Source organism: Pseudarthrobacter sp. CC4, from assembly GCF_048957775.1.
Lineage (GTDB): Bacteria > Actinomycetota > Actinomycetes > Actinomycetales > Micrococcaceae > Arthrobacter.
On the sequence record NZ_JARCCZ010000013.1, the window covers coordinates 63,999 to 85,903 of the forward strand.

Genomic DNA, 21,905 nt, shown 5'->3' on the forward strand with positions numbered 1-21,905 from the left:
GCGCTAGGCTGGGACCATGCCCCCAACGCAACATCCGGCGGAGCTTACCCCCAAGCGGGAGCCCTCGCGGCGGCTGGCCCTTCGCCCATACGCCCGCGCGGTGGCCCAGGTACTGCGCGTCAGCTTCCATGCCTCGCCTGGCGCTGTGATCATGAAGGTGCTCGGCTCGCTGATCTCGGCCGTGCTTCCCTTGGTGACCACCTACTTCGCCGCGCTCACCACCACGGCGCTGGCGGCGGCCTACGCAGGTGACTCCGGCGCAGGGCAGCTGGCCATCGTCTACGTCATCATCACCGCTGCCCTGGGGCTGTTCTGGGGCGCCTTCAGCAGCGTGGACCGCTACATCCAGCAACTGATGAGCTTCAGGGTGGGCGCCATCGTGGGCGACCAGATGTACGAGCGGTTCCTGGCGCTGGAGTTCTGGCGGTACGACGACAAAGAAACCGTTGACCTGTACGACCGTGCCAAGCGTTTCTCCGATTCCTACGCCCGGGTGCTGGACCGGATCGCAGCCATCTTCACCCAGCTCGTATCGGTGATCCTGGCCGTCGGGGCGCTGCTCCTGGTCAGCTGGTGGATCGCGGTGATTGTCCTGGTGGCCATCGTGCCCAGCGTCTACCTTCAGTTCAAGCTGTCCCGTGAGCAGATTGCCCACTGGAACACCCAGGTGGACTCGCGCCGGCAGCGCAGGATGATCGAAACGAACCTCCTCCGGCCGCAGCACATCGCGGAGATGCGCCTCTACGGCATCGTGGGATTCCTGATGGGCCTCCGTTCCCGCCTCCGGGACGCGGACGAGCGCCGCCGCCTTGATTTCCAGCGCCGGTATATCCCGAAGCAGCTCGCCGCTGATGCCCTGCAGTACGGCGCGGAAGTGGTGTCCCTGATCTGGGTGGTGGGGCAGATCATCGCCCGGGCCCAGCCCGTGGGCCAGTTCCTCTACGTACAGCAGATTGTCAGCAGGGCACTGTCCACCGCGAACAGCCTCGTATCCTCCCTCAGTTCCATCGATGAGGACCTGGCCAACCTCAAGGACTACGAGCTGTTCATGCGGTTGCCGGTGCACTCGGAACACGCGCCGCCCCTGCTGGAGTCCCCGAAAACCGTTGAGCTGAAAGACATCCGCTTCACCTACACGGGCAGCGACATCGAGGTGATCCGCGGCATCAGCATGACCATCCGCGAGGGCCAGCACATCGCCGTCGTGGGGGAGAACGGCGCCGGAAAGTCCACCCTGATACGTATACTCGCCGGACTCTACCGCCCCGACTCCGGGCAGGTGATGCTCGACGGCGTTGACCTCGCCGCCGTCGACGTCACCTCCTGGCACCGGCACCTGGCGGTGCTGAGCCAGGAGTTCCTCAAATACGAGTTCGCCACGGCTGCGGAAAACATCTACTTCGGCGACGTCGACTCGCCGCGGGACGATGCGCGCATCCGCAAGGCTGCTGGAGACGCGGAGGCGCTGGAGTTCATCAACAAACTGCCTAACGGCCTGGAAAACCACGTCAGCAACTGGATGGAGGACCCGCGCGGCCGGAAGGGCAGCGGCCTCTCGGGCGGCCAGTGGCAGCGGCTCGCGATGGCCCGCAACTTCTACCGGAACGCTTCATTCATGGTGATGGACGAGCCGACGTGAGCCATCGACGCCCTCGCCGAGCACCGGATCTTCACCCGCCTCTTCGCCGACCGCGGCAGCACGATCATCGCCATCAGCCACCGCCTGGCCACCATCGAGAAGGCGGACATCGTGTACATGCTGGAGGACGGCAGGATCGTGGAGCGGGGCACGCACAAGGAACTGGTGGCGCTGCGCGGGCGGTACTTCCGGATGTTCGAGTCCCAGCTCAGCGTCCCCACCAGCCCCTGACCCCGCTTCGCCTGCCAGGGAACCGGCGGGCGTCGGCCGCAGGCGGCCGGCGGGGCGCGGCCTCAACCACGGTGGTGCGCACGCGGGCGAGGCTTGGCTGCGGCGGAACGCTGCTGAAACCGAAGGTCACCGGCGGGTGGACAGGTGCCAGTGCGCCGGCGTCAGCGCCGTCCCAGCTGACGACGGCGGCACTGATGGTGTGCAGGTCGCTCACCCCGTAGTACTCCCGCCGGCCGCTGCCCGCGGTGCCGGACGTCCGGGAGCCGCCGCTGACAATGCCGGCCACGGGACTGACGGCGCGCAGCCAGCCGGGGTGGACTGCCAGCCGCCGGGGGACGGCCCGCAGCGCGCTGCCAAGGAGGGTCCGGCTGCCCAGGCTGGCGCTGATCCCCAAGGGACCGGCGTCGACCGTCAGGATCCCCTGCTCCAGCCGCGCGGACACGCCGACCACTGCAACGTCATCGAAGGTGTAGGTGGCGGAAATGAAGTCCGCCGCCGCCCCGGTGGGGGCCAGCAGTTGCCGGTGCCCGGAGGGGTGCTGGACCATCACTTCCGCAAACCGTCCGAACGGGGACTCCTGCCAGATGCCCACCACCGCCCGCAGTCCGGAGCCCGTGCCAATGCCGGCAATATGGCCGTCGAATACCCACTGTGAACCCATCAGGCCACTGTAGCCACGGACAGCCGCAGCCGTGGCCAGCACCCCGGCTGGGATAACCTAGAGCAGTGACTTACGAGATCGAGATCGGCCGTGGCAAGCGTGGGCGTCGAGCCTACTCCCTGGATGACATTGCAATCGTCCCTAACCGTCGTACCCGCGACCCCAAGGACGTCTCCGTCTCCTGGCAGATCGACGCCTACCAGTTCAGCATGCCGGTGATCGCGGCGCCGATGGATTCAGCCATGTCGCCCCAGACCGCCATTGCCCTGGGCCGGCTCGGCGGCCTCGGCGTGCTTGACCTCGAAGGCCTGTGGACCCGCTACGAGGACCCGCAGCCCATCCTGGACGAGATCGGCGCGCTGGAGGATGAAACCAACAGCCCCGCTGTGACGGGGCGGATGCAGGAGCTGTACAAGGCGCCCATCCAGCCTGAACTGATTACGTCCCGCCTGGCGGAGATCCGCGAGGCCGGAGTGACCGTTGCGGGGTCGCTCACCCCGCAGCGCACCCAGGAGCACTACAAGACCGTCGTGGCCGCCGGCGTCGACATCTTCGTCATCCGCGGCACCACCGTATCCGCCGAGCACGTCTCCAAGGACCACGAGCCGCTGAACCTCAAGCAGTTCATCTACGAACTCGACGTCCCCGTTATCGTGGGCGGCGCGGCCGGCTACACGCCCGCCCTGCACCTCATGCGCACCGGCGCGGCCGGTGTCCTGGTGGGCTTTGGCGGCGGTGCCACCACCACCACCCGCCGCGCCCTGGGCATCCACTCGCCCATGGCCTCCGCCATTTCCGACGTCGCCGCCGCACGTCGGGACTACATGGACGAATCCGGCGGCCGCTATGTCCACGTGATTGCCGACGGCGGCATGGGCACCTCGGGCGACATCGTCAAGGCGATCGCAATGGGAGCCGACGCCGTGATGCTCGGCAGCGCCCTGGCCCGGGCCGAGGAGGCGCCAGGCAAGGGATGGCACTGGGGCCAGGAAGCCCACCACCTCGAACTTCCCCGCGGCGACCGCGCCAACGTGGGCACTGTAGGCCCGCTGGAGGAAGTGCTGTTCGGGCCGGGCCACCACACCAACGGAACCTCCAACCTCATCGGCGCATTGCGCCGCTCCATGGCGACCACCGGCTACTCGGACCTGAAGGAATTCCAGCGGGTCGACGTCGTGGTTTCCCCTTACGCCGGAAACTGACAGACTCCTGCCCAAGCGTGCCCCAAGCAAGTAGGGTGGTTTTACTACCGGCACGAGAGGCACTGGAGGCGTTCAATGAAGAGATTTCCTGTTAACGGCGGGGCACTCGGCCCGGAAGCCAGGGAAGCATCCATCCAACGGCTGCGTGCGACCTCGGAGCCCGGCCAGGAGCTGGACATCCTCATTGTTGGCGGCGGGATCGTGGGCACCGGAGCCGCGCTGGACGCCGTCACGCGGGGCCTGACGGTGGGCATCGTTGAGGCGAACGACTGGGCGGCAGGCACGTCCTCCAGGTCCTCGAAGCTTATCCATGGCGGCCTCCGCTACCTCGAAATGCTGGATTTCGGCCTGGTGAAGGAGGCCTTGCAGGAGCGGGGGCTGCTGCTCTCGGAACTGGCGCCCCACCTCGCGCGGCCGGTGCCTTTCCTGTATCCGCTGACCAAGCCCTTCATCGAGCGGCCCTACGTGGGTGCCGGGATCGCGTTGTATGACGTCATGTCCATCTCCAGCGGGCACAGCAGGGGAGTGCCGTTCCATAAACACCTCACCCGCCGGGGCACCCTGCGTGCCGCCCCCAGCCTCAAGAACGATGCCTTCGTTGGCTCCATCCGGTACTACGACGGCCAGGTGGACGACGCCAAATACTGCGCCAACCTGGTGCGGACCGCCGCCTACTATGGCGCCCACGCCGTCAACCAGATGAAGGTGGTGGATTTCCTCCGCGAGGGTGAACGGGTAGTGGGGGCCAAGGTGGTCAACCATGAGGACGGGACGCAGTTCAACATCCGCGCCAAGCAGGTCATCAATGCCACGGGCGTCTGGACGGACGAAACCCAGGCCATGGTGACCGACCGCGGCCAGCTGAAGGTCAGGGCCTCCAAGGGCATCCACCTGGTGGTTCCGCGGGACCGCTTCCAGTCAACGGTGGGGCTGATCCTGCGCACCGAAAAGTCGGTGCTGTTCGTGATTCCCTGGGGCCGGCACTGGATCATCGGCACCACGGACACCGACTGGAACCTGGACAAGGCCCACCCGGCCGCCTCCAGCAAGGACATCGACTACATCCTGGAACACGTCAACAAGGTCCTCAAGCGGCCGCTGACCCGGGAGGATGTGGAGGGCGTCTACGCCGGCCTGCGTCCGCTCCTGGCCGGGGAAAACGACTCCACCGCCAAGCTGTCCCGCGAACACGTGGTGGCCCATCCCGTTCCGGGCCTTGTGGTGGTGGCCGGCGGGAAGTGGACCACCTACCGCGTGATGGCCAAGGACGCGGTGGATGAGGCCACCCGCACCATGGACGAGCGGGTTCCGCCCAGCTGCACGGAGACCATCCCGCTGCTGGGCGCAAGCGGCTTCAGGGCGGCCTGGAACCGGCGCAACCGCACCGCGGAGGAATCCGGCGTGCATGTGGCCCGCATCGAGCACCTGCTGAACCGCTATGGCTCCATGACCGATGAAGTGCTGGCCATCATCGAGGAGAATCCGGCAATGGCTGAGCCGATTCCCGGCGCTGATGACTACCTCCAGGCCGAGGCCGTCTACGCCGCCACCCACGAGGGTGCCCGGCACGTGCACGACGTCCTGACCCGAAGGACCCGGATTTCCATCGAGGCGTGGGACCGCGGCGTGTCCGCCGTGCCGGTTGTCGCTAAACTAATGGGTGACGTTCTTGGCTGGAGTGACGAACAGCGCGAAAACGAGGTCCGGCACTACATCGCACGGGTGGAGGCCGAACGCCTCAGCCAGCAACAGCCGGACGACGAATCCGCAGACGCCGCCCGCCTGGGCGTGGAAGACATCGTGCCCTTGCGCTGAGGGGTCCACGGCAACAGCACTCCTGACCGAAGGGACACGCCTTGGCGGAACCACTTGACCGGTACGATGCCGGGCTCACCACGCCCGAAATGGTGATCCTGGAGCTGGAGGCAACGGACAAGGCTGATGCCGCCACGCAACTCGCCAAGCGGCTGTATGCCGCCGGGCGGATTTCGGACCTGGACGGATTCCTCAAGCATGTGAATGCCCGGGAACACCAGCTGGCCACAGGGCTTCCCGGCGGGATTGGCCTTCCGCACGCCCGCAGCGAGTTTGTTTCCCGCACGTCCATTGCCGTCGGCATCGCCAAGTACGGACATGCCCTGGACTTTGGCGCGGCGGACGGTCCCGCTACCGTGATCCTGCTGATCGCCACCCCCGCGAGTTCCTTCTCGGACCACCTCGAAGTCCTGGCAACCTTGGCCCGGTCGCTGTCCAAGGAGTCGTTCCGGGAGTCGCTGCGCCGGGCTTACGATCCTGAGGTGATTGCGGAGCTCATCAACTCGAGCCTGGTGTTCTTCGATCACTAGGCAGCCCCAGCCAACCACCCGGGCCACCGGGACCGACCGTCCGGTGCGGTTCCTGCCGCCGTCCCGGCGTTTAGTTGTTCTACAGCGGCACGAAGTACGGTTAAGACGTGTGGAAAACAGCCCTTAAGCCCCGATGGATCGCCGGTTTTGTCTTCGCGATCGCCATCTCCGGGGTCTTCGTGCTGCTGAGCCAGTGGCAGTTCGGGCGGTCCACCAGGCCCGAAATCCCCGCCAACCCCGCCACCGAACAGGTCCAGCCCCTCACTGAAACCCTGCAGCCCGGCGAGTTCTTCCACGGAACGGATGCCGACCAGATGGTTTCGGCAGAGGGATCCTATGATCCCGCAAAGCAGCTGCTGGTTCCCGGTCGGCTTCACGACGGCAGGCCAGGCTACTGGGTAGTTACCGCCTTTGCCGTCTCCGGCGCACCCACGCTGAGCGGCGTTGCCGCCTCACCCCAGACGTGGATCCCGGTGGCCCGCGGCTGGGTGGCGGACCGTGCGGCTGCTCCAGCGCCGCCGTCGGGCATCCTCCAACTGACGGGGCGGCTCCTGCCGTCCGAGGCGCCCGTGCCGGGAACGGCACCCCAGCCGGGAGAAGCCACCGCGGTTTCCGTGGCTGAGCTGATCAACTACTGGGAGGTCAGCAGCTACCCCGGTTTCGTCGCCGCCACCGCGGAAATAACGGGCGGTGAGGACGTCAGCCCGGCTGCCGTGCCCGGCGAGCTCCTTCCCCTGAACATCGGCCCGCAGCCGCCGGCCCAGCAGATCAACTGGCTCAATCTCTTCTACTCCCTCGAATGGGTGGTCTTCGCCGGCTTTGCCCTCTTCATCTGGTGGCGGCTCGTCAAGGACGACTACCACCGCGACCTCGAGGACAGCCTTGAGGAAGAAGACGAAGACACCCTGCATCCCGAACACAACCAGCAAAAGGTACAGCCATGATCGACCCGAAACCGGCCAACCCCGCCACCGCCGCAGGCAGTAACACGGGCACCAACACAGGCACCAACACAGGCACCAGCCCGGCAGGAAAGTCCGCCGGCAGGAAGCGGCGCTTCGGCGGGACTGAGGCCCAGATCCGCTCTGCCCTGAAGTTCTACAAAGTGCTCGCGTACCTGACCGGCACCATGCTGCTGCTGCTCTGCGCCGAACTGGCCGCCCGGTACGGCTTCGGGCAGTACCTGTTTGCCGGTGGCACCAATGCCGTCACCGGGCAGCCTTTCGGCTTCGGTTTTGCCGATGCGGAGCCTCCGGGTGTGCTGGGAGGCGTCAACCTGTCCGTGGCCGTCCTGATTGTGCACGGCTGGATGTACGTGGTGTACCTGATCTCCAACTTCCGGCTCTGGTCCCTAATGCGCTGGCCGTTCCTCAAACTGGTCCTGCTGGCACTGGGCGGCGTGGTTCCCTTCCTCTCCTTCATCGTGGAAAAGAAAGTCCACGCCGAGGTTGAGGCGGAGCTGGCCGCCAACCCCCAGGCACCCCGGCGCTACTGACCGGCAATGGCCGGGGCTGCCCGCCGGGGAGTCTGCTCCGTCACAGCACCGCTTCTCAAGGTGCGCCGGCGCAACGGCGCAAAGTAGGCTATGACGGTGACTACTCCCACTGCATCCCAGACTTCCCAGAAGCCGGTGCTGGTTGTTGACTACGGTGCCCAGTACGCGCAGCTGATTGCCCGCCGCGTCCGGGAAGCAAACGTGTATTCGGAAGTGGTTCCGCATACTTACACCACCGAGCAGCTCCTGGCCAAGAACCCCGCCGCCATCATCCTGTCCGGCGGCCCCTCCAGCGTTTACGCTGACGGGGCCCCGAGCGTCGGTGCCGACCTCTTCGAGGCCGGGGTCCCGGTCTTCGGCATCTGCTACGGCTTCCAGGCCATGGCGAACGCCCTCGGCGGCAAGGTGGACAAGACCGGGCTGCGCGAGTACGGCTCAACCCAGACCACCATCATCGGTGAAGGCCGCTCGGTCCTGGAAGGCATGCCCCAGCACCAGAACACCTGGATGAGCCACGGCGACTCCGTCCACGAGGCCCCGGAAGGCTTTGAAGTGCTGGCGACGACGGCGGGCGCCGAAGTGGCTGCCTTCGCCAACGAGGAGAAGGGCCTGTTCGGCGTGCAGTGGCACCCCGAGGTAAAGCACTCCGCCTACGGCCAGCAGGTCCTGGAAAACTTCCTCTTCAAGGGTGCCCGGATCGAGCCCAACTGGACCACCGGGAACATCCTCGAGGAGCAGGTGGAGCGGATCCGGAAGCAGATCGGTGATGCGAGGGTCATCTGCGGCCTCTCCGGCGGCGTGGATTCCGCCGTCGCCGCAGCCCTGGTGCAGCGCGCCGTCGGTGACCAGCTGACCTGTGTGTTCGTGGACCACGGACTGCTGCGCGAAGGCGAAGCCGAGCAGGTGGAGCGCGACTTCGTGGCCGCCACCGGCGTGAAGCTGTATGTCGCGAACGAGCAGGAGCGCTTCCTGTCCGCGCTTGCCGGCGTCAGCGATCCCGAAACCAAGCGCAAGATCATCGGCCGCGAGTTCATCCGCGCGTTCGAGGAAGCCGAACTGACCATCATCGCCGAGGCCGCCGCCCATGGCGAGAAGATCAAGTTCCTGGTCCAGGGAACCCTCTACCCGGACGTCGTCGAAAGCGGCGGTGGCGAGGGCGCAGCGAACATCAAGAGCCACCACAACGTGGGCGGCCTGCCCGAGGACCTGCAGTTCGAGCTCGTCGAACCGCTTCGGGCACTCTTCAAGGACGAAGTCCGCGCCGTGGGTGCACAGCTGGGCCTGCCCCAGGAAATCGTGGGTCGCCAGCCCTTCCCCGGCCCCGGCCTCGGGATCCGGATCGTCGGCGAGGTCACCAAGGAGCGCCTTGACCTGCTGCGCAAGGCCGACGCCATCGCGCGCGCCGAGCTGACCGCCGCGGGCCTGGACAACGAGGTCTGGCAGATGCCCGTGGTGCTGCTGGCTGACGTGCGCAGCGTCGGAGTCATGGGTGACGGCCGCACCTACGGCCACCCCATCGTGCTCCGCCCCGTCTCCTCCGAGGACGCCATGACGGCGGACTGGTCCCGGCTTCCGTACGAACTGCTGGCCAGGATCTCCAACCGCATCACCAACGAGGTGGAAGGCGTCAACCGCGTGGTGCTCGACGTCACCAGCAAGCCGCCGGGAACCATCGAGTGGGAGTAGCATCCTGAGTGGCCGGCCTCCGTCAAGGGAGGCCGGCCACTGGTGTTCCGGGGTGAAATCCTCCGGAATTTCGGGGCGCGCAGTGTTGCGGTCTCTCAGTCCCGCCGCCTAAGCGGCTACTCTCGAACCTATGCTCGTATGGTCCAGGACGTCACGTGCAAGCGCAGAAAAGAAGGCAGTAGTGTCAGTTGGTCAAGGCCACCCGGAGGGCTCCGAGGAGCTCCGCAAATGGCTGTCCGGGCTTAAACCCGTCACCGGGGCGGACACAATGCTGCGCTTCACCAAGACTCCCGAAGGTTCCATCGATCTGACACACGCCCACCCGTCCGGGCTGGCCCAGCTCATGGCCGGACGCAAGACGCGGCTGTCCACCCTGATCCGGGACCGCCAGCAGTACGTCGTCGCAGCCAGGGCATCCCGGAACATCAGGTCTAAGATCTTCGAGCTTTCCAATGAGCGCGGCATTGACGCTGGCTACCTCTCCGCAGGCACCGTGGTGTGGACGTCCGCCGTCGGCGGCAAGCCCCAGCGCGTCTCGGCGCCGGTCATGCTCACGGCCATTTCCCTGACCGTCCGGCCGGGGGAGGACGACTACGAACTCCAGCTGACCGAGCAGGCGCACATCAACCCCGCCCTGGTGCGGCACCTGAAGAACATCCACGGCATTGTCTTCGACGTCAACGCCGTCACCCGGCTTGCGTACAGCACGGCCCGCTTCGATCCGCAGCCCGTCCTGGACCGGCTGGGCACGCTGATCAGGCCCATCCACGGCGCAGAAGCCCAGCACAACCTGCTGGTTTCAACCTTCGCGGACCTCTCGGGCAACCTGGATGACCCGTGGATCAACGACTCCAACCCGCTCATCTCCGCGCTGGCCACCGCGGGCGGAGGCGAAATGGTGGACGTCGAGGAGCCGGATCCCTCACGCTTCCCTCCCCTGGACAGCAGGCACCCCCAGGACGAACTGCTCCTGCTGGACGCGGACACGGATCAGCAGTACGTCATAGACGCTGCCCGTGCCGGGGATTCCCTGGTGGTCAGGACCCCGCCGGGCACCGGCCAGACCCAGACCGCCATCAACACCATCGGTGCGTTGGTGGATGCCGGAAAAACCGTCCTGGTGGTGGGGGACCGCCGCGCCAGCCTCAACGAAGTATCCGGCCAGCTGGAGGGCCTGGGCCTGGAGTCCATCCTCTTCCAGCTGTCCGGAAACGTCACCGCCCAGCAGCTGAAAGCCCAGCTGGTCCGGGCCATCGTCCGCAACGAAAAGTCGCTTGAACCCCAGCTGGGAAATCTCCACAACACCCTCACGGAGCACCGCCACGCCCTGATGGACCACGTGGCCTCGCTCCACAACGTCAGGCAGCGGTGGGGCTGCTCCCCGTACCAGGCCATGCAGTCGCTGGCGGAGCTCACCTCCATCCACCCTGCCCCGGCCACCACCGTCCGGCTGAAGCGGAGCGTCCTGGACAGCATCCGGGACCGTGACGAGCTTGCAGGCAGGCTCCGCCGGGCAGCTGAGCTGGGCAGCTTCAGCAAGGCCTCCACCACCAGCCCGTGGCATGGCGCCCGGCTGCTGACGCGCAAAGAGACCGAGGAAGCGCAGGAACTGGTCCGCTCCGTGGAGAAGAGCCTGCCTGCGCTGCGCGACCGCATGGAGGCGGTTGCCGAGCACGCGGAAATCCGGCTGGGTGCCTCCTTTGCGGAGTGGGGCGAGCAGCTTGAGCTCCTGGTGGCGGTGCGGGGCAGCCTGGACAAGTTCACGCCGGACATCTTCGACCGCCCGGTCACGGACCTCATTTCCGCCACCGCGCCCTCGGCCTGGCGCAAGGAGCGCGGCATTGAGATGACCTCCATGCAGCGTTCAAGGCTGCGCAGGGTCGCGAAGGAGTACGTACGGCCCGGGGTTCACATTGCCGACCTTCACACCTCCCTGCTGCTGGTGCAGGAGCAGCGGGCGCTGTGGGCAGGCTATGCGACCACGCAGCGGCATCCCGCCGTGCCGTCCGGGCTCGCCGAGATGAACGCGATGTACCGTTCGCTGGACGGCGACCTGGCCCGCCTGGGTGAGGCCCTGCGGCACACGGAGGCCGGCGGTTCCCTGGCTGCCGTGCGCTACGAAGAGCTCATGGAACGCCTTGGACGGCTGGTGGCGGACACCGACACACTGAAGACACTGCCCGAGCGCACCCTGCTGGTTGAGAACATGCGCGAGCACGGGCTCGGTGAGCTCCTCGCCGACCTCGCCGAGCGCGAGGTTCCCGCAGGCTCCGTGGGGGCCGAACTTGAGCTGGCATGGTGGCAGTCCGCCCTTGAAGCGATGATCAGCGGCGACGACTATCTGGCCATGTCCGACGGCGACGCGCTGCGGAAGCTGGAGGCCGAGTACCGCCTTGCGGACAACGCCCACATTGCCAGCGGCGCCGCCCGCCTCCGCTGGGACCTCGCCGAGCGGTGGCGCGGCGCCATCGCCGCGCACCCCCGCCAAGCGGATCTCCTCCGGAGCCTGCTCAAGGATGGCAGGGTGTCGCTGCCGTCGCTGACGGCGCAGGCGCCTGAACTGATCGGAACCCTGGTGCCGGTCTGGTCCGTGAGCCCCTATCTCATGACCGGCCTGCTGCCGGCGGAGCAGCGCTTTGACGCGGTGGTCATCCTGGACGCCGAGGCGACGTCGCTCCAGGCGGTGCTGCCGTCCATCGCCCGCGCCAGGCAGGTCATTGCCTTCGGCGACTCCCGCATCGCCAGCCCCCGCACGTTTACTGTCGGCGTCGAGCGCCTGGCGCCTGGCGAATCGGCGCACCAGCGGGTGGAGAGCGCCTTTGGTGCCTTGTCCAGGGTACTTCCGGTGTGGCGGCTCAACTTCGTCTACCGGGCGGTGGATGAGGACCTCGTGCTGCAGCTGAGCAAGAACTTTTACGACGGCGGCCTCCGCCGGCTCCCGGAGGGTCAGTCCGCCACGGGACTGGACCGGTCGCTGCTGGTGGAGTACCTGCCGGACGGCACCGGCTTGCCCAGTGCAGACCATGAGGGCGTGGAATCCGTGGTGGCGGAAGTCAACCGCGTGGTCCAGCTGGTCTTCGAGCACGCCCGGCTGCGCCCGCGTACGTCGCTGGCCGTGGTCACGGCAAGCCTCCGCCATGCGGCCAGGATCGGGGAATCCATCCGGCTCCAGCTGCCCAACTACCCGGCCCTGGCGGGCTTCTTCGGAGCCGGCCCCGAGTCATTCCGCGTTGTCGATCTTGAACGGGCCCAAGGGCTGGTACGCGACCATGTCATCTTCTCGCCCGGCTTTGGCCGCACACCGCACGGGCGGGCCCTGCACAACTTCGGGCCCCTCTCCGCCGAGGGCGGCCGGGAGAAGTTCGCACTGGCCATGACCCGCGCCCGCAGGTCGATGCACGTTCTCACCTGCTTCCGGCCCGAGGACCTGGACCACACCAGGCTGACGCACGGCGCCGTGGACCTCTACTCGCTCCTTGACCGTGAGATTGCGGGAAACACGGACCTCGGAACTCCGGCCTCGCGGGCCGCGGCCAGCGAGCAGGCCCTTGGGGCCGATCCTCTGGTGGCTGACCTTGGAGACCGCCTGCGCGCCCGGGGCGCCCGGGTGTGGCACCAGTATGACGGCGCCATCGACGTGGTGGCTGCCGCAGATCCGCTGAGCACCATGGGCCAGGAGGATGCCGACCTCCCCTGGCCTGTGGCGATTGAATCGGATGGCACCGAACAGTACCGCGCCCTGAGCGTCCGGGAGCGGAGCCGGCTGCGCCCCCAGCTGCTGGAGCGCCTCGGCTGGCGCTACATGCCGCTGTGGACCATCGAGGTGTTCACGGATCCGTCCGCCTGCGCCGACCGCATCGCAGGATACCTCGGCCTCGAAAAGAACGCGCTCTCCGGGCGGACGTCCACATCCATCGCCTTCCTGGACGATGACGTGGACCAGGCGCTCAACGGAATCGATGCCGTGTCCCGGCGCGCGGCATCGGACCATGAACCAGCACAGGCCGAACGCCTGGACAGCAAGGAGGCGGGTGCCATGGCCCCGGATCACGAGAAGAACGACTCTTCGGACACCGAGCCGTCCGTCGCCGCAGAAGCTGCAGCCGGGCAGGACCAGGAGGGCGGCCCCGTTCCCGGCAGCGCATCCACCCCGGGCACGGCCGCCCTGCCGGGCACGTCTGCCTTGCCGAACAAGGCGGCGGAAGACGAAGCCCGGGGCTGGGGCGACCGCGAAGACGACGACCACGATGCGTGGCTGAAGGAACAGAAACCCCCGCACTGGGGCTGAGGCAGGATCGCAGCCGGGGCAGGAGCCTGCGTCCGTGGAGGCTGGCGCTGTGGCTGCGCGCCGGCCCGGACCATCGCTCGCAGGGCTACGGCCCCACCAGGACGAAAAACAGCTTTCCCTGGGTGGAGGCGCCGGCGAGCCGAACCGCCTGTTCCGGATTGGCGGCCACCACTATGAGTCCGTCCGTCTCCGCCGTGCCCAGCCACTGGCCGCCTTGCCCGCCCTGACCGGAAGTCCACAACACCGGAACCCCTGAAGCCAGGACCTCCGGTGGCTCCTGCTGGTCGTAGCCGCCGGCTGCCGTTAGCACCACGTTCACGAGCTGCCCTGGGGAGACGAGCTGGATGGACGATGGATCCGCCATGCGAAGGGGAACAGCCGCTGACCCTGGGGGAGTGCCGGCGAGCAGCCCCGGACCAAGCAGTTGGGCATCCGTGAGCAGCTGTCCCTTGCGCAGCGGCGCCGCGAGTTGTTTCCCGGCCGCCTCGCCCGGTCCGTTGAGGAATCCGTCGGCCAGCATGCCCGGCGGTACCTGGACAGAGGCGAGGTCCGCAGCCGCCATGGCTGTGCCGGCGGGAAGGTCGCGGGCTGCGGCGAGCGCAGGCACCGTGTAGACCGGTGCCGGCGTAAGTTGCTGGACGGTGATGGCGGCTACGGCGCAAAGGAGCAGCGCGGCGGCCAGCCGCCTGTTGCGGCTCAGCCAGGAGGCAAAGCGGGCCGGCGGGCGGCGGCGTGCGTTGTGGCCGGCGGCGCGGCTCCCGCCGTGGGCGCCACTGCGCCGTAAAGCCCCGGGGAGCCCAGGTCCGTGCGACGCGCTTGATACAACCCGGTGTTGCTGTCCGTGTGCAGGCATGTGCCCACGCTAAAGCCGCGCATGGCGGCCGCGGCAGGGGCGCCGGCAGCTATGTGGACAACGCAGTCAGCTGCCAGGCAGCAGCCTGGACCGCGGAACGTGGATCAGCTGGCGGCAGCAGCCGGAGCCGGAGCAGCTGGTGCAGCCGCAGGCGTTGCCGCCGAGGCAGCGGGAGCGGCAGAAGCCGTGCTGCCCTTGGCATCCCGGGAGTCTGTGCGGTAGAAGCCGGAACCCTTGAAGACAACGCCCACGCTGTTGAACTTCTTGCGCAGGGTACCCTGGCACTCAGGGCACGACGACAGAGAGCTGTCCGAGAACGACTGGACGATGTCAAAGGCATGGCCGCAATCCTTGCAGGCGTACGCATACGTTGGCACTGGTGCTCCTCCTCTTGGGCAAACGAGAGGTCCCGGACTGCCTCTGGATTATGGATGTCCATTAGCAGTCGCAGGGCCTGAGTGCTAATTCTACCATCCTCGTACGCGGGGACTTCCCCGGTCAGGCGGCGTCCGCCAGGCTCCGGAACCCGGAGGGAAGCACGACGCCAGGCACCGGCCGGTCGAATGCCTCCACCGGAATCCTGCCGGCAGGCAGCAGTTCCCCGTCGTAGATCACCGCGGCCAGCGGAATATGCTTCCCGGCTGATTCGAGGTGGCCCAGGAACTTGTCGTAGTAACCTCCGCCCTGGCCTACCCTGCTGCCCGCGAGGTCAATCGCGGTGGCAGGGATGAAGAGGGCGGCAGCTTCCCCGGCCACCTCAATTTCGTGCCGTGTCCCCACGGGCTCCAGGATGGGGGCAAACCTGCTCGTCACCAGATCCACGCCCGGCGCCCAGAAGACCCACTTCAGCTCCCGCCCCGGCTCGCAGACGGGAAGCAGGACTTTGTGGCCGGCGTCGTGGAGGGCCGCGATCAGCGGCAGCGTGGGCGGTTCCGCCCCGACTCCGAGGTAGGCGCAGACCGTCGCTGCCTTCCCCCGGGTTACCGAATCTGCCCACGCTGCCCCGTGCTTCGCCAAGGCTTCCCCGGCATCCTGCCGCTCCTGGAGTGTAAGCAAAGCACGACGGCGGCGATGGGCAGCACGTATCTCGTCCTTGGCCGCCTTTGAATCCTCAAGCGTCATGTGTTTCCTCCGTAGCTGCCGCATGGCGTCGGCCATCCCCTGATTACTGAATGCTTGACGCTGACGTTAGATTAGTCCGGTGACTACCAGTAATCCGAGAGTACGCAAAGCTGTCATTCCTGCCGCCGGACTTGGCACCAGGTTCCTGCCGGCGACCAAGGCGATGCCCAAGGAAATGCTTCCCGTTGTGGACAAGCCTGCCATCCAGTACGTGGTTGAGGAAGCCGTGAACGTCGGCCTCAACGATGTCCTGATGATCACCGGGCGGAACAAGCGGGCGCTGGAAGACCACTTCGATCGTGTGCCGTCCCTGGAGTCCGCCCTTGAAGGCAAGGGGGATATCGAGAAGCTGGCGTCCATCCAGGCTGCGAGCAACCTGGGTGACATCCACTACGTCCGGCAGGGGGACCCGCACGGACTGGGCCATGCCGTACTCCGCGCGAAGCAGCACGTTGGCGACGAAGCCTTCGCCGTGCTGCTGGGCGATGACCTGATCGATGCCCGGGACGAACTGCTCAGCACCATGATTGATGTCCAGGCCAAAACCGGTGGTTCCGTCGTCGCGCTGATCGAAGTGGAACCCTCGCAGATCAGCGCCTACGGCTGCGCTGACATCGAACCGATCGACGGCGAATCATACGTGCGGGTCAACCGGCTCGTGGAGAAGCCGAGCCCGGAGGAAGCGCCCTCCAACCTGGCGCTGATTGGCCGTTACGTACTCCATCCGGCCGTCTTCGACGTCCTTGAGCGCACCGGGCCGGGACGGGGCGGCGAAATCCAGCTGACAGACGCCCTCCAGGAACTGGCCACCGGTGACGGCGAAGGGCACGGTGTCTACGGCGTCGTGTTCCGGGGGCGGCGTTACGACACCGGGGACAAGCTCAGCTACCTCAAGGCCTGCGTCCAGCTGGCCATTGACAGCGAGGACCTCGGCCCCGGCCTGCGGGAATGGCTGCCCGGCTTCACCGCCGGCCTGTCCAAGTAGCGCCATGCGCCCTGGTCCCATCTGGCCCGTGACCCTGGAATGCGGGGATCTGGTCCTGCGGCCCATCCGGTACCGGGACAAGAAGGAATGGACGGAAGTCAGGTCCCGCAACAGCCAGTGGCTGGCGCCGTGGGAAGCATCCAACCCGGATCCATCCGGCGGCCTGCCGGACTACCGGCAGATGGTCCGGTCATTGAAGGCGCAGGCGGCCCAGGCAACGGCTTTGCCCTTCCTCATCACCGAGAGGCGGCCCGGCAGCGTCAAGCCGCCCATTGTTGGCCAGCTGACCGTATCGTCGATCGTTTGGGGCTCGGCCATGATGGCAACCCTCGGCTACTGGGTGGACCAGGCCTGTGCGGGCCGCGGCATCGCGCCCACCGCCGTCGCCATGGTGACGGACCATTGCTTCAAGACCTTGGGCCTGCACCGGATGGAAATCAACATCAGGCCAGAGAACGGACCCAGCCTCCGGGTGGTGGAGAAACTCGGGTTCCGGGACGAAGGCTACCGGCCGCGCTACCTCCACATCAACGGTGAATGGGCCGACCACCGCTCGTTTGCCTTGACGTCTGAAGAGGTCCCGGAGGGACTACTTAGGCCGTGGCTTGCCTCACACCGGTCATAAATCCAGTGAATTGCCGTCTGCGCCACGACACACCGCAGCTAATGCTGCCGCAGCGGGCCGGATGCTCATACGGTTTTGAGTGTGGACTTCCCCCTTAGCAGCTCAGTGATCCTTGTGGTTGCCGTTGTGCTCTGGATTGTGTGGGTTGCGCCCTACGTCCTCCGGAACCGCAGGCACCAGTTCCAGCCCGCCGGCGATTTCCTGGCAGACGCCGCAGCCGATGAAACACCGGAATCGCCAGCCGTTTTGGTTATGAACGTTGCCGCCCAGCAGGAGAAAGCCATGGACACCAGGAAGAGCGCCGGACCCGGGACCGCTGCTGCCGGCACGCCGGCCGGGGCCAAGTTCCGCATACGCTATGGCCGGACGGCACTCGCCCTCATCGGGCTGCTGTCGTTGGCCACCGCATTCGTTTCCGGAGTGCTCCTCCTCTTCGGGCTGGGCGCTCCCGTTCTTCCGTTGGCGTGCCTCGGACTTACCGCCGGATCCGTGGTCCTCCTGCGTTGGCTGGCTGTCCGGGACAGGAGAGCCAAGGTCAACGCAGCCTTCCGGTCCGCGATGACCGCGCCGACCCGGCAGTCCAAGGCTGCCGGGAATGTCCCGCCGAGGCCTGAAGCAGCGCCGGCCAGGCCGGACAACCCGCTTTTCGACGCCGAGGCGCACCAGCCAAAGGTAAAGCCGCTGACCGCAGTGGAACTGCGCGAGGCTGCACTTGCGGTCGCGGTCGCCGCGGGGGATCCGAGCGCCGCAGCAGCCGGTGCCGCGGGCGCTGCACCGGCGTCTGCCACGTGGGAGCCCGTAGAGGTCCCCAAGCCCGTTTATGTTGAGGCAGCCAAGGCCGAGCGCCCTGACCCCGAGCCCCTGGAGCTCCCCGAATCGCCCAAGGCTGTTGGCAAGCCGTCCCTGAAGCAAGGTGCTGCCGCCGCGCCGCCGGCGGGTACTGCTGCCGCGGACGGGCCCCAGCTTTCCAAGGCGCAGAGCGCCCTCAGCAATCTCGACGACGTCCTGCAGCGCCGCCGCGCCTGACCCGGGCAGTGCGGACAGGCCACCCGCGGCAGTTCCCGTGAGCCGGGGTCGGCATGGCGGTTTGGCATTCTCCCCGGAAAATTTGTAGCCTAGGGTCACCGGTGCCGCACCTGCAGGGGCGGATGGTTCCGGGGCTATAGCTCAGTTGGTAGAGCGCTTCGTTCGCATCGAAGAGGTCAGGGGTTCGAATCCCCTTAGCTCCACCGTTTGAAGGAGTTTCCTGGCCATCGTGCTGTTTCGATAGGCACTTTCTTGCTCAACCTGGACCTGGGACACGACGCCGAACGCCTGGTCAAGGCTGGAGCACGCCACGCCTTGGGCGCCTGGCTGTAGGCACAGACTTTATTGCGGCAATCTTGTTGCCGCCCCCGTAGCGCAACCGGCCATTATCTGGGCATGCTTCTTCCTGAAGGAAAAGATCAATGGGGAGATCGATGAACAGGAACGCAGCAGTTCTGGCGGCCAGTGGGCTTGCGCTCATGCTCAGCGCCTGTGCCGAAGGCCCCGGTGCCCTGTACGGACCGGAGGTAACCCCGGCAGCCCCTCCTCCGGCCCCTGCAGCCACCGCCTCCCCCCAGGCCAGCCCGCCGACCGGCCAGGGCGGTGACTCTCCGCTGCAGGTCACCGTCATCCCGCTGGGCAAGAACAACGGCGTCGAGGCCAGGTTTCCTATCAACGGCTACTACGCCGCACCAGGCATGGAGATCACCTTCGACGCCTCCGGGTCCGTCGGTGCGATCAGCAAGTACGAGTGGGACTTCGACGGCGACGGCACTTACGATGCGACGACCACCGGGCCGGCCTACAAGCACACCTATGAGGATGAATTCGAGGGAGAACTGGCGCTGCGGGTCTCGAACCCGATCGGCAGCACCCACGTCCTCCGGGTCCCCGTTCACGTCAGCACGAAGCCGTTCCATCAGCAACTGGCCCCGCCGGGAAATGTCCAGGCCGAGGCCCTGACCACGGTGAATGGAATCAGCACAATCAAGGTCACCTGGGAGTCCGATGACCCGGCCGCTGACTCTTGGGCTGTCGCGATCAACGGCATGCCGGTCGGCCGGATCGAAAAGACGGCACGCTCCGTCACGGTTACAGACATCCAAAGGGACGAGGACGTGAGCGTCGAAATCTTCGGCCTGACCGCGGGCATGGAGGTCGGGCGGCGCGCTGGCACCACGCTGCCGGCGGCAAAGTAGCAGGCTCCGGCAGGGAGTTCCCCTGCCTAACTCCCTGAAACGCCCTCAACGGCGATGGCCTCGTCCGATTCAACCCTCCCAAGGCCCGCCAGGAGCCGGTCGATGCCGGCAAGGGAGGCACGCAGCCGGGCGTCCGCGGCGCCAGAGGCGGCGGCCGCCCAGTCCATGGGCCCGGTGCCGACAACAAAAAGCGTCGCATTCCTGGCCGCGAGGACGGCAAGAACGGCGGCGAACTGCTCCCAGGCCTCAGCCCGGGACCCTGCGTCCGCAGGTTCCGGTGCTGGCACGCCGTCAATAACGCACAGCTCCGGACCGGCCGCCAGGACGGAGTAGTCCTCCGCCGACGTGCCCGGCGCGCAGAGTTCGTCAAAGCTGATCCACAGCAGGTCAGGCTCCAGGGCCTTGGCATCGAACGTACTGGAACCGGATGGGAGAGCCCGGTGCCGGTCGGGCTGCGGACGGAACAGGCCGTAGGCAGCCAACTGGCGGCTGCTGCCGGGAACAATAATGCGGCCTTCCCGGAGGGCTGGAGGCTGTGACCGCGATTCCATGCCTTACAGCCAGCCCTTCTTCTTGAAGATGCCGTACATAAGGGCCGCCGTCCCGATCATCAGTCCGATCGCCATCGGGTATCCCAGCTCCCAGTGGAGCTCGGGCATGTGGTCGAAATTCATGCCATAGATCCCGGCCACGAAGGACGGTGCGAAGAGGATCGCAGCCCAGGAGGATATCTTCTTCACCTGTTCGTTCTGCTCGGCGCTGGCCTCGTTCTGCCGGTTGGCGGTGAGGGTGCCGTCCAGGGTCAGGGCGTTCTGCAGCAGGTCGCGGAAGGAATCGGCCCGGGAGATGACCCGTTCCACGTGGTCCTCCACGTCACGCAGGCTGTGCCGGAGATCGGTCTCCACGTCGTACTTTTCAAAGCCCTGCTTGAGCTGGCGCATGATGTCCGGCAGGGGATGGATGGCCCGCTGGAACTGGATGACTTCACGGGCAAGCTCGTAGATGCGCCGGGATACGGCGGTGTCACCGCTGAAAAGCTGGTCTTCAATTTCGTCGATGTCGTTTTCAAGTCCGGCAACCACGGGCCCGTAGTCATCCACAACCCGGTCGAGCAGGGCGTAAAGCACGGCCTCGGGGCCGTGCCGGAGCAGGTCGGGCCGGCCTTCGAGGCGCTGCCTCACCTGTGCCACGCCGGCCGTCTCGGCGTGCCGTACCGTGACCACGAAGTTCTTCCCCGTGAAAATGTGCAGCTCGCCGAATTCAACCGTTTCAGTCGCGTCCAGGTACCGTGCAGGCCGGAGGACAGTGAACAGGTTGTCTTCGTAGCGCTCGATTTTCGGGCGCTGGTGGGCCGAGATGGCGTCCTCCACCGCAAGTGCGTGCAGGCCGAATTCAGCGGCAACGGCAGCCATTTCCTGCTCGGTGGGCCGGTAGAGGCCGATCCAGGCCATTCCTCCATGCCGGGCCAGTGTCTCGAAGGTCTGTTCCAGGTTTTCGGGCTCCACGTGGCGGACCCCGTTGACGTAGACGGCGTTGTCAATGATGGTCATGGGCGCCGGTCTTCCGCCGCGAGGACAGCGGCCACCATCACGACATTCCTCCGATGATGGCGCCGGCCACCGTCATGGCCACGATGTCATGGCCGGAGTCGATCAGCGTGACGGCTGCCGGGCGCCCGGCGAAGCCGTTGTGGATGACGTGGCCGCCTGCCCTGAAGACGAGTCCCGCAACCAAGGCGAAAAAGCCGCCTGCCACGGCACTGTCCAGTCCGAGCCTGGTGATCAGGACAGCGAGCAGGGCCGCCGTCAGGGCCGCGGCCGCCATCATCGGGACCCAGATGCCTGCCCCGCCGCTGATGTTCTTGAGATCGTCCTCCGTCTTGCCGATGGCGGCCATCCACCGGTTGCCCAGGACCGAGGGCATGTACCAGACAAAGCCGATGGCCATGGTTGCGACGAAGGCCAGCAGCACGGCGAGCCAGTTGATCTGTGAAACGTACGAGAGCCAGTCCATTCTGGAAATCCTAGCCGCCCGGGCGCGGACGTCAGGTGTTCGACGCCTTGGCCAGGCCGCTGATCAGCGGCTCGGTGCGGTAGGGGATATGGGTATGCAGGGCCAGTACGGTTTCGGTCCGGATCACGCCCTTGATCCTCAGGATCTGCCTCAGGGAGGACTGGAGGTTGTGGGTGTCCGTGGCTGCCACCCGGCACCAGACGTCGCCGCGTCCGGAGATTTCATGAACTTCCAGTACCTGCGGGATCAGTCGGAGTGCGGCCACCACGCCGTCCAGCTCCCGGTGCGAGACCTCGATCGTCACGAAGGCCACAACGTCATAGCCCACAGCCTCCAGGTCCACCTCGCGGCCGCCCGGCCTCAGTACTCCTGCCCGGATGAGGCGGCGCAGCCGCGTCTGGGCCGTGTTGCGGGCGATGCCCAGGGACTCGCTGAGTTCACCGACCTGGATCCGAGGGTCCCGGATGAGGGCCAGCAGGATCTTCAGGTCGGTGGCATCCAGATTGTTCATATTGTCATTCTGCATCACATGGCC

The 21,905-nt window shown here is 66.7% G+C and carries 19 protein-coding genes, 1 tRNA gene and 1 pseudogene; 13 read left to right on the top strand and 8 right to left on the bottom strand.

Annotated features, from left to right (window positions below; translation table 11 throughout):
* Nucleotides 1–16: 16 nt before the first annotated feature.
* Nucleotides 17–1,870 (top strand): annotated as a pseudogene (locus PV768_RS10175) (ABC transporter ATP-binding protein).
* On the opposite strand, the gene PV768_RS10180 reads toward PV768_RS10175, so the two are convergent.
* On the bottom strand, nt 1,848–2,531 hold the full coding sequence (locus PV768_RS10180) for a hypothetical protein (protein WP_421092960.1): 684 nt from the start codon (nt 2,529–2,531) through the stop codon (nt 1,848–1,850). The pseudogene PV768_RS10175 and the gene PV768_RS10180 sit on opposite strands and share 23 nt — an antisense overlap.
* Nucleotides 2,532–2,596: 65 nt before the next feature.
* Here PV768_RS10180 and PV768_RS10185 point away from each other — a divergent pair, with 65 nt between their 5' ends.
* The 7 genes from PV768_RS10185 (at nt 2,597) to PV768_RS10215 (ending at nt 13,547) form a co-directional block, all read left to right on the top strand.
* Nucleotides 2,597–3,733 (top strand): GuaB3 family IMP dehydrogenase-related protein, encoded by a 1,137-nt coding sequence (locus PV768_RS10185; RefSeq protein WP_321214022.1) that lies wholly within the window; start codon nt 2,597–2,599, stop codon nt 3,731–3,733.
* A 75-nt stretch (nt 3,734–3,808) separates the two neighbouring features.
* Nucleotides 3,809–5,548, top strand: a complete 1,740-nt coding sequence (locus PV768_RS10190; RefSeq protein ID WP_157241659.1) for a glycerol-3-phosphate dehydrogenase/oxidase — start codon at nt 3,809–3,811, stop codon at nt 5,546–5,548.
* Nucleotides 5,549–5,589: 41 nt separating this feature from the next.
* Nucleotides 5,590–6,078 carry a PTS sugar transporter subunit IIA gene (locus PV768_RS10195; RefSeq protein WP_157241660.1) on the top strand — a complete coding sequence of 163 codons (489 nt, stop codon included), beginning with the start codon at nt 5,590–5,592 and terminating at the stop codon, nt 6,076–6,078.
* Between the two features lie 107 nt (nt 6,079–6,185).
* On the top strand, nt 6,186–7,022 hold the full coding sequence (locus tag PV768_RS10200; RefSeq protein ID WP_421092961.1) for an SURF1 family protein: 837 nt from the start codon (nt 6,186–6,188) through the stop codon (nt 7,020–7,022).
* Entirely contained in the window at nt 7,019–7,573 is a 555-nt protein-coding gene (locus tag PV768_RS10205; protein ID WP_421092962.1) for a DUF3817 domain-containing protein, read from the top strand. Before PV768_RS10200 ends, PV768_RS10205 begins: the two co-directional genes overlap by 4 nt.
* A gap of 90 nt (nt 7,574–7,663) precedes the next feature.
* Nucleotides 7,664–9,259, top strand: coding sequence for a glutamine-hydrolyzing GMP synthase (gene guaA / locus PV768_RS10210; protein ID WP_421092963.1), 1,596 nt, complete (start codon nt 7,664–7,666; stop codon nt 9,257–9,259).
* A gap of 130 nt (nt 9,260–9,389) precedes the next feature.
* On the top strand, nt 9,390–13,547 hold the full coding sequence (locus PV768_RS10215) for a DUF4011 domain-containing protein (RefSeq protein ID WP_421092964.1): 4,158 nt from the start codon (nt 9,390–9,392) through the stop codon (nt 13,545–13,547).
* Between the two features lie 85 nt (nt 13,548–13,632).
* Here PV768_RS10215 and cpaB read toward each other — a convergent pair whose 3' ends face one another.
* The 3 genes from cpaB to PV768_RS10230 form a co-directional block, all read right to left on the bottom strand.
* The gene (cpaB, locus tag PV768_RS10220; protein ID WP_421092965.1) at nt 13,633–14,400 is read right to left on the bottom strand and encodes a Flp pilus assembly protein CpaB; all 768 of its coding nucleotides are present in this window, start codon (nt 14,398–14,400) and stop codon (nt 13,633–13,635) included.
* Between the two features lie 104 nt (nt 14,401–14,504).
* Entirely contained in the window at nt 14,505–14,777 is a 273-nt protein-coding gene (locus PV768_RS10225; protein WP_321214016.1) for an FmdB family zinc ribbon protein, read from the bottom strand.
* A 121-nt stretch (nt 14,778–14,898) separates the two neighbouring features.
* Entirely contained in the window at nt 14,899–15,522 is a 624-nt protein-coding gene (locus tag PV768_RS10230; protein ID WP_421092966.1) for a 5-formyltetrahydrofolate cyclo-ligase, read from the bottom strand.
* A 79-nt stretch (nt 15,523–15,601) separates the two neighbouring features.
* Here PV768_RS10230 and galU point away from each other — a divergent pair, with 79 nt between their 5' ends.
* The 5 genes from galU (at nt 15,602) to PV768_RS10255 (ending at nt 19,357) form a co-directional block, all read left to right on the top strand.
* Complete coding sequence (galU, locus tag PV768_RS10235; protein WP_421092967.1) at nt 15,602–16,507, top strand: UTP--glucose-1-phosphate uridylyltransferase GalU; 906 nt, start codon at nt 15,602–15,604, stop codon at nt 16,505–16,507.
* Nucleotides 16,508–16,511: 4 nt separating this feature from the next.
* A complete protein-coding gene (locus tag PV768_RS10240; protein WP_157241666.1) occupies nt 16,512–17,132 on the top strand; it encodes a GNAT family N-acetyltransferase in 621 nt (206 codons plus the stop codon).
* A gap of 105 nt (nt 17,133–17,237) precedes the next feature.
* A complete protein-coding gene (locus tag PV768_RS10245; RefSeq protein ID WP_421092989.1) occupies nt 17,238–18,158 on the top strand; it encodes a hypothetical protein in 921 nt (306 codons plus the stop codon).
* Between the two features lie 130 nt (nt 18,159–18,288).
* Nucleotides 18,289–18,361, top strand: a tRNA-Ala gene (locus tag PV768_RS10250).
* Nucleotides 18,362–18,592: 231 nt separating this feature from the next.
* On the top strand, nt 18,593–19,357 hold the full coding sequence (locus PV768_RS10255; protein ID WP_321214014.1) for a PKD domain-containing protein: 765 nt from the start codon (nt 18,593–18,595) through the stop codon (nt 19,355–19,357).
* A gap of 26 nt (nt 19,358–19,383) precedes the next feature.
* Here PV768_RS10255 and PV768_RS10260 read toward each other — a convergent pair whose 3' ends face one another.
* The 4 genes from PV768_RS10260 to PV768_RS10275 are packed head-to-tail and all read right to left on the bottom strand — an operon-like array spanning nt 19,384 to nt 21,881.
* Nucleotides 19,384–19,908, bottom strand: coding sequence for a hypothetical protein (locus PV768_RS10260; protein WP_421092968.1), 525 nt, complete (start codon nt 19,906–19,908; stop codon nt 19,384–19,386).
* Nucleotides 19,909–19,911: 3 nt separating this feature from the next.
* Nucleotides 19,912–20,907 (bottom strand): magnesium/cobalt transporter CorA, encoded by a 996-nt coding sequence (gene corA / locus PV768_RS10265; protein WP_157241670.1) that lies wholly within the window; start codon nt 20,905–20,907, stop codon nt 19,912–19,914.
* Between the two features lie 37 nt (nt 20,908–20,944).
* Nucleotides 20,945–21,370, bottom strand: a complete 426-nt coding sequence (locus PV768_RS10270; RefSeq protein ID WP_421092969.1) for a DUF1761 domain-containing protein — start codon at nt 21,368–21,370, stop codon at nt 20,945–20,947.
* A gap of 31 nt (nt 21,371–21,401) precedes the next feature.
* A complete protein-coding gene (locus PV768_RS10275; protein ID WP_421092970.1) occupies nt 21,402–21,881 on the bottom strand; it encodes an Lrp/AsnC family transcriptional regulator in 480 nt (159 codons plus the stop codon).
* Between the last annotated feature and the right edge of the window lie 24 nt (nt 21,882–21,905).

What these genes read in the sequence shown, in the direction of transcription:
- PV768_RS10255 (WP_321214014.1), top strand. Translation starts at nt 18,593, where the DNA reads ATGAACAGGAACGCAGCAGTTCTGGCGGCCAGTGGGCTTGCGCTCATG.
- PV768_RS10270 (WP_421092969.1), bottom strand. Translation starts at nt 21,370, where the DNA reads ATGGACTGGCTCTCGTACGTTTCACAGATCAACTGGCTCGCCGTGCTG.
- PV768_RS10205 (WP_421092962.1), top strand. Translation starts at nt 7,019, where the DNA reads ATGATCGACCCGAAACCGGCCAACCCCGCCACCGCCGCAGGCAGTAAC.
- cpaB (WP_421092965.1), bottom strand. Translation starts at nt 14,400, where the DNA reads ATGCCTGCACACGGACAGCAACACCGGGTTGTATCAAGCGCGTCGCAC.
- PV768_RS10275 (WP_421092970.1), bottom strand. Translation starts at nt 21,881, where the DNA reads ATGAACAATCTGGATGCCACCGACCTGAAGATCCTGCTGGCCCTCATC.
- PV768_RS10260 (WP_421092968.1), bottom strand. Translation starts at nt 19,908, where the DNA reads ATGGAATCGCGGTCACAGCCTCCAGCCCTCCGGGAAGGCCGCATTATT.
- PV768_RS10215 (WP_421092964.1), top strand. Translation starts at nt 9,390, where the DNA reads ATGCTCGTATGGTCCAGGACGTCACGTGCAAGCGCAGAAAAGAAGGCA.
- guaA (WP_421092963.1), top strand. Translation starts at nt 7,664, where the DNA reads ATGACGGTGACTACTCCCACTGCATCCCAGACTTCCCAGAAGCCGGTG.
- PV768_RS10240 (WP_157241666.1), top strand. Translation starts at nt 16,512, where the DNA reads ATGCGCCCTGGTCCCATCTGGCCCGTGACCCTGGAATGCGGGGATCTG.
- PV768_RS10190 (WP_157241659.1), top strand. Translation starts at nt 3,809, where the DNA reads ATGAAGAGATTTCCTGTTAACGGCGGGGCACTCGGCCCGGAAGCCAGG.
- PV768_RS10180 (WP_421092960.1), bottom strand. Translation starts at nt 2,531, where the DNA reads ATGGGTTCACAGTGGGTATTCGACGGCCATATTGCCGGCATTGGCACG.
- PV768_RS10230 (WP_421092966.1), bottom strand. Translation starts at nt 15,522, where the DNA reads ATGACGCTTGAGGATTCAAAGGCGGCCAAGGACGAGATACGTGCTGCC.
- corA (WP_157241670.1), bottom strand. Translation starts at nt 20,907, where the DNA reads ATGACCATCATTGACAACGCCGTCTACGTCAACGGGGTCCGCCACGTG.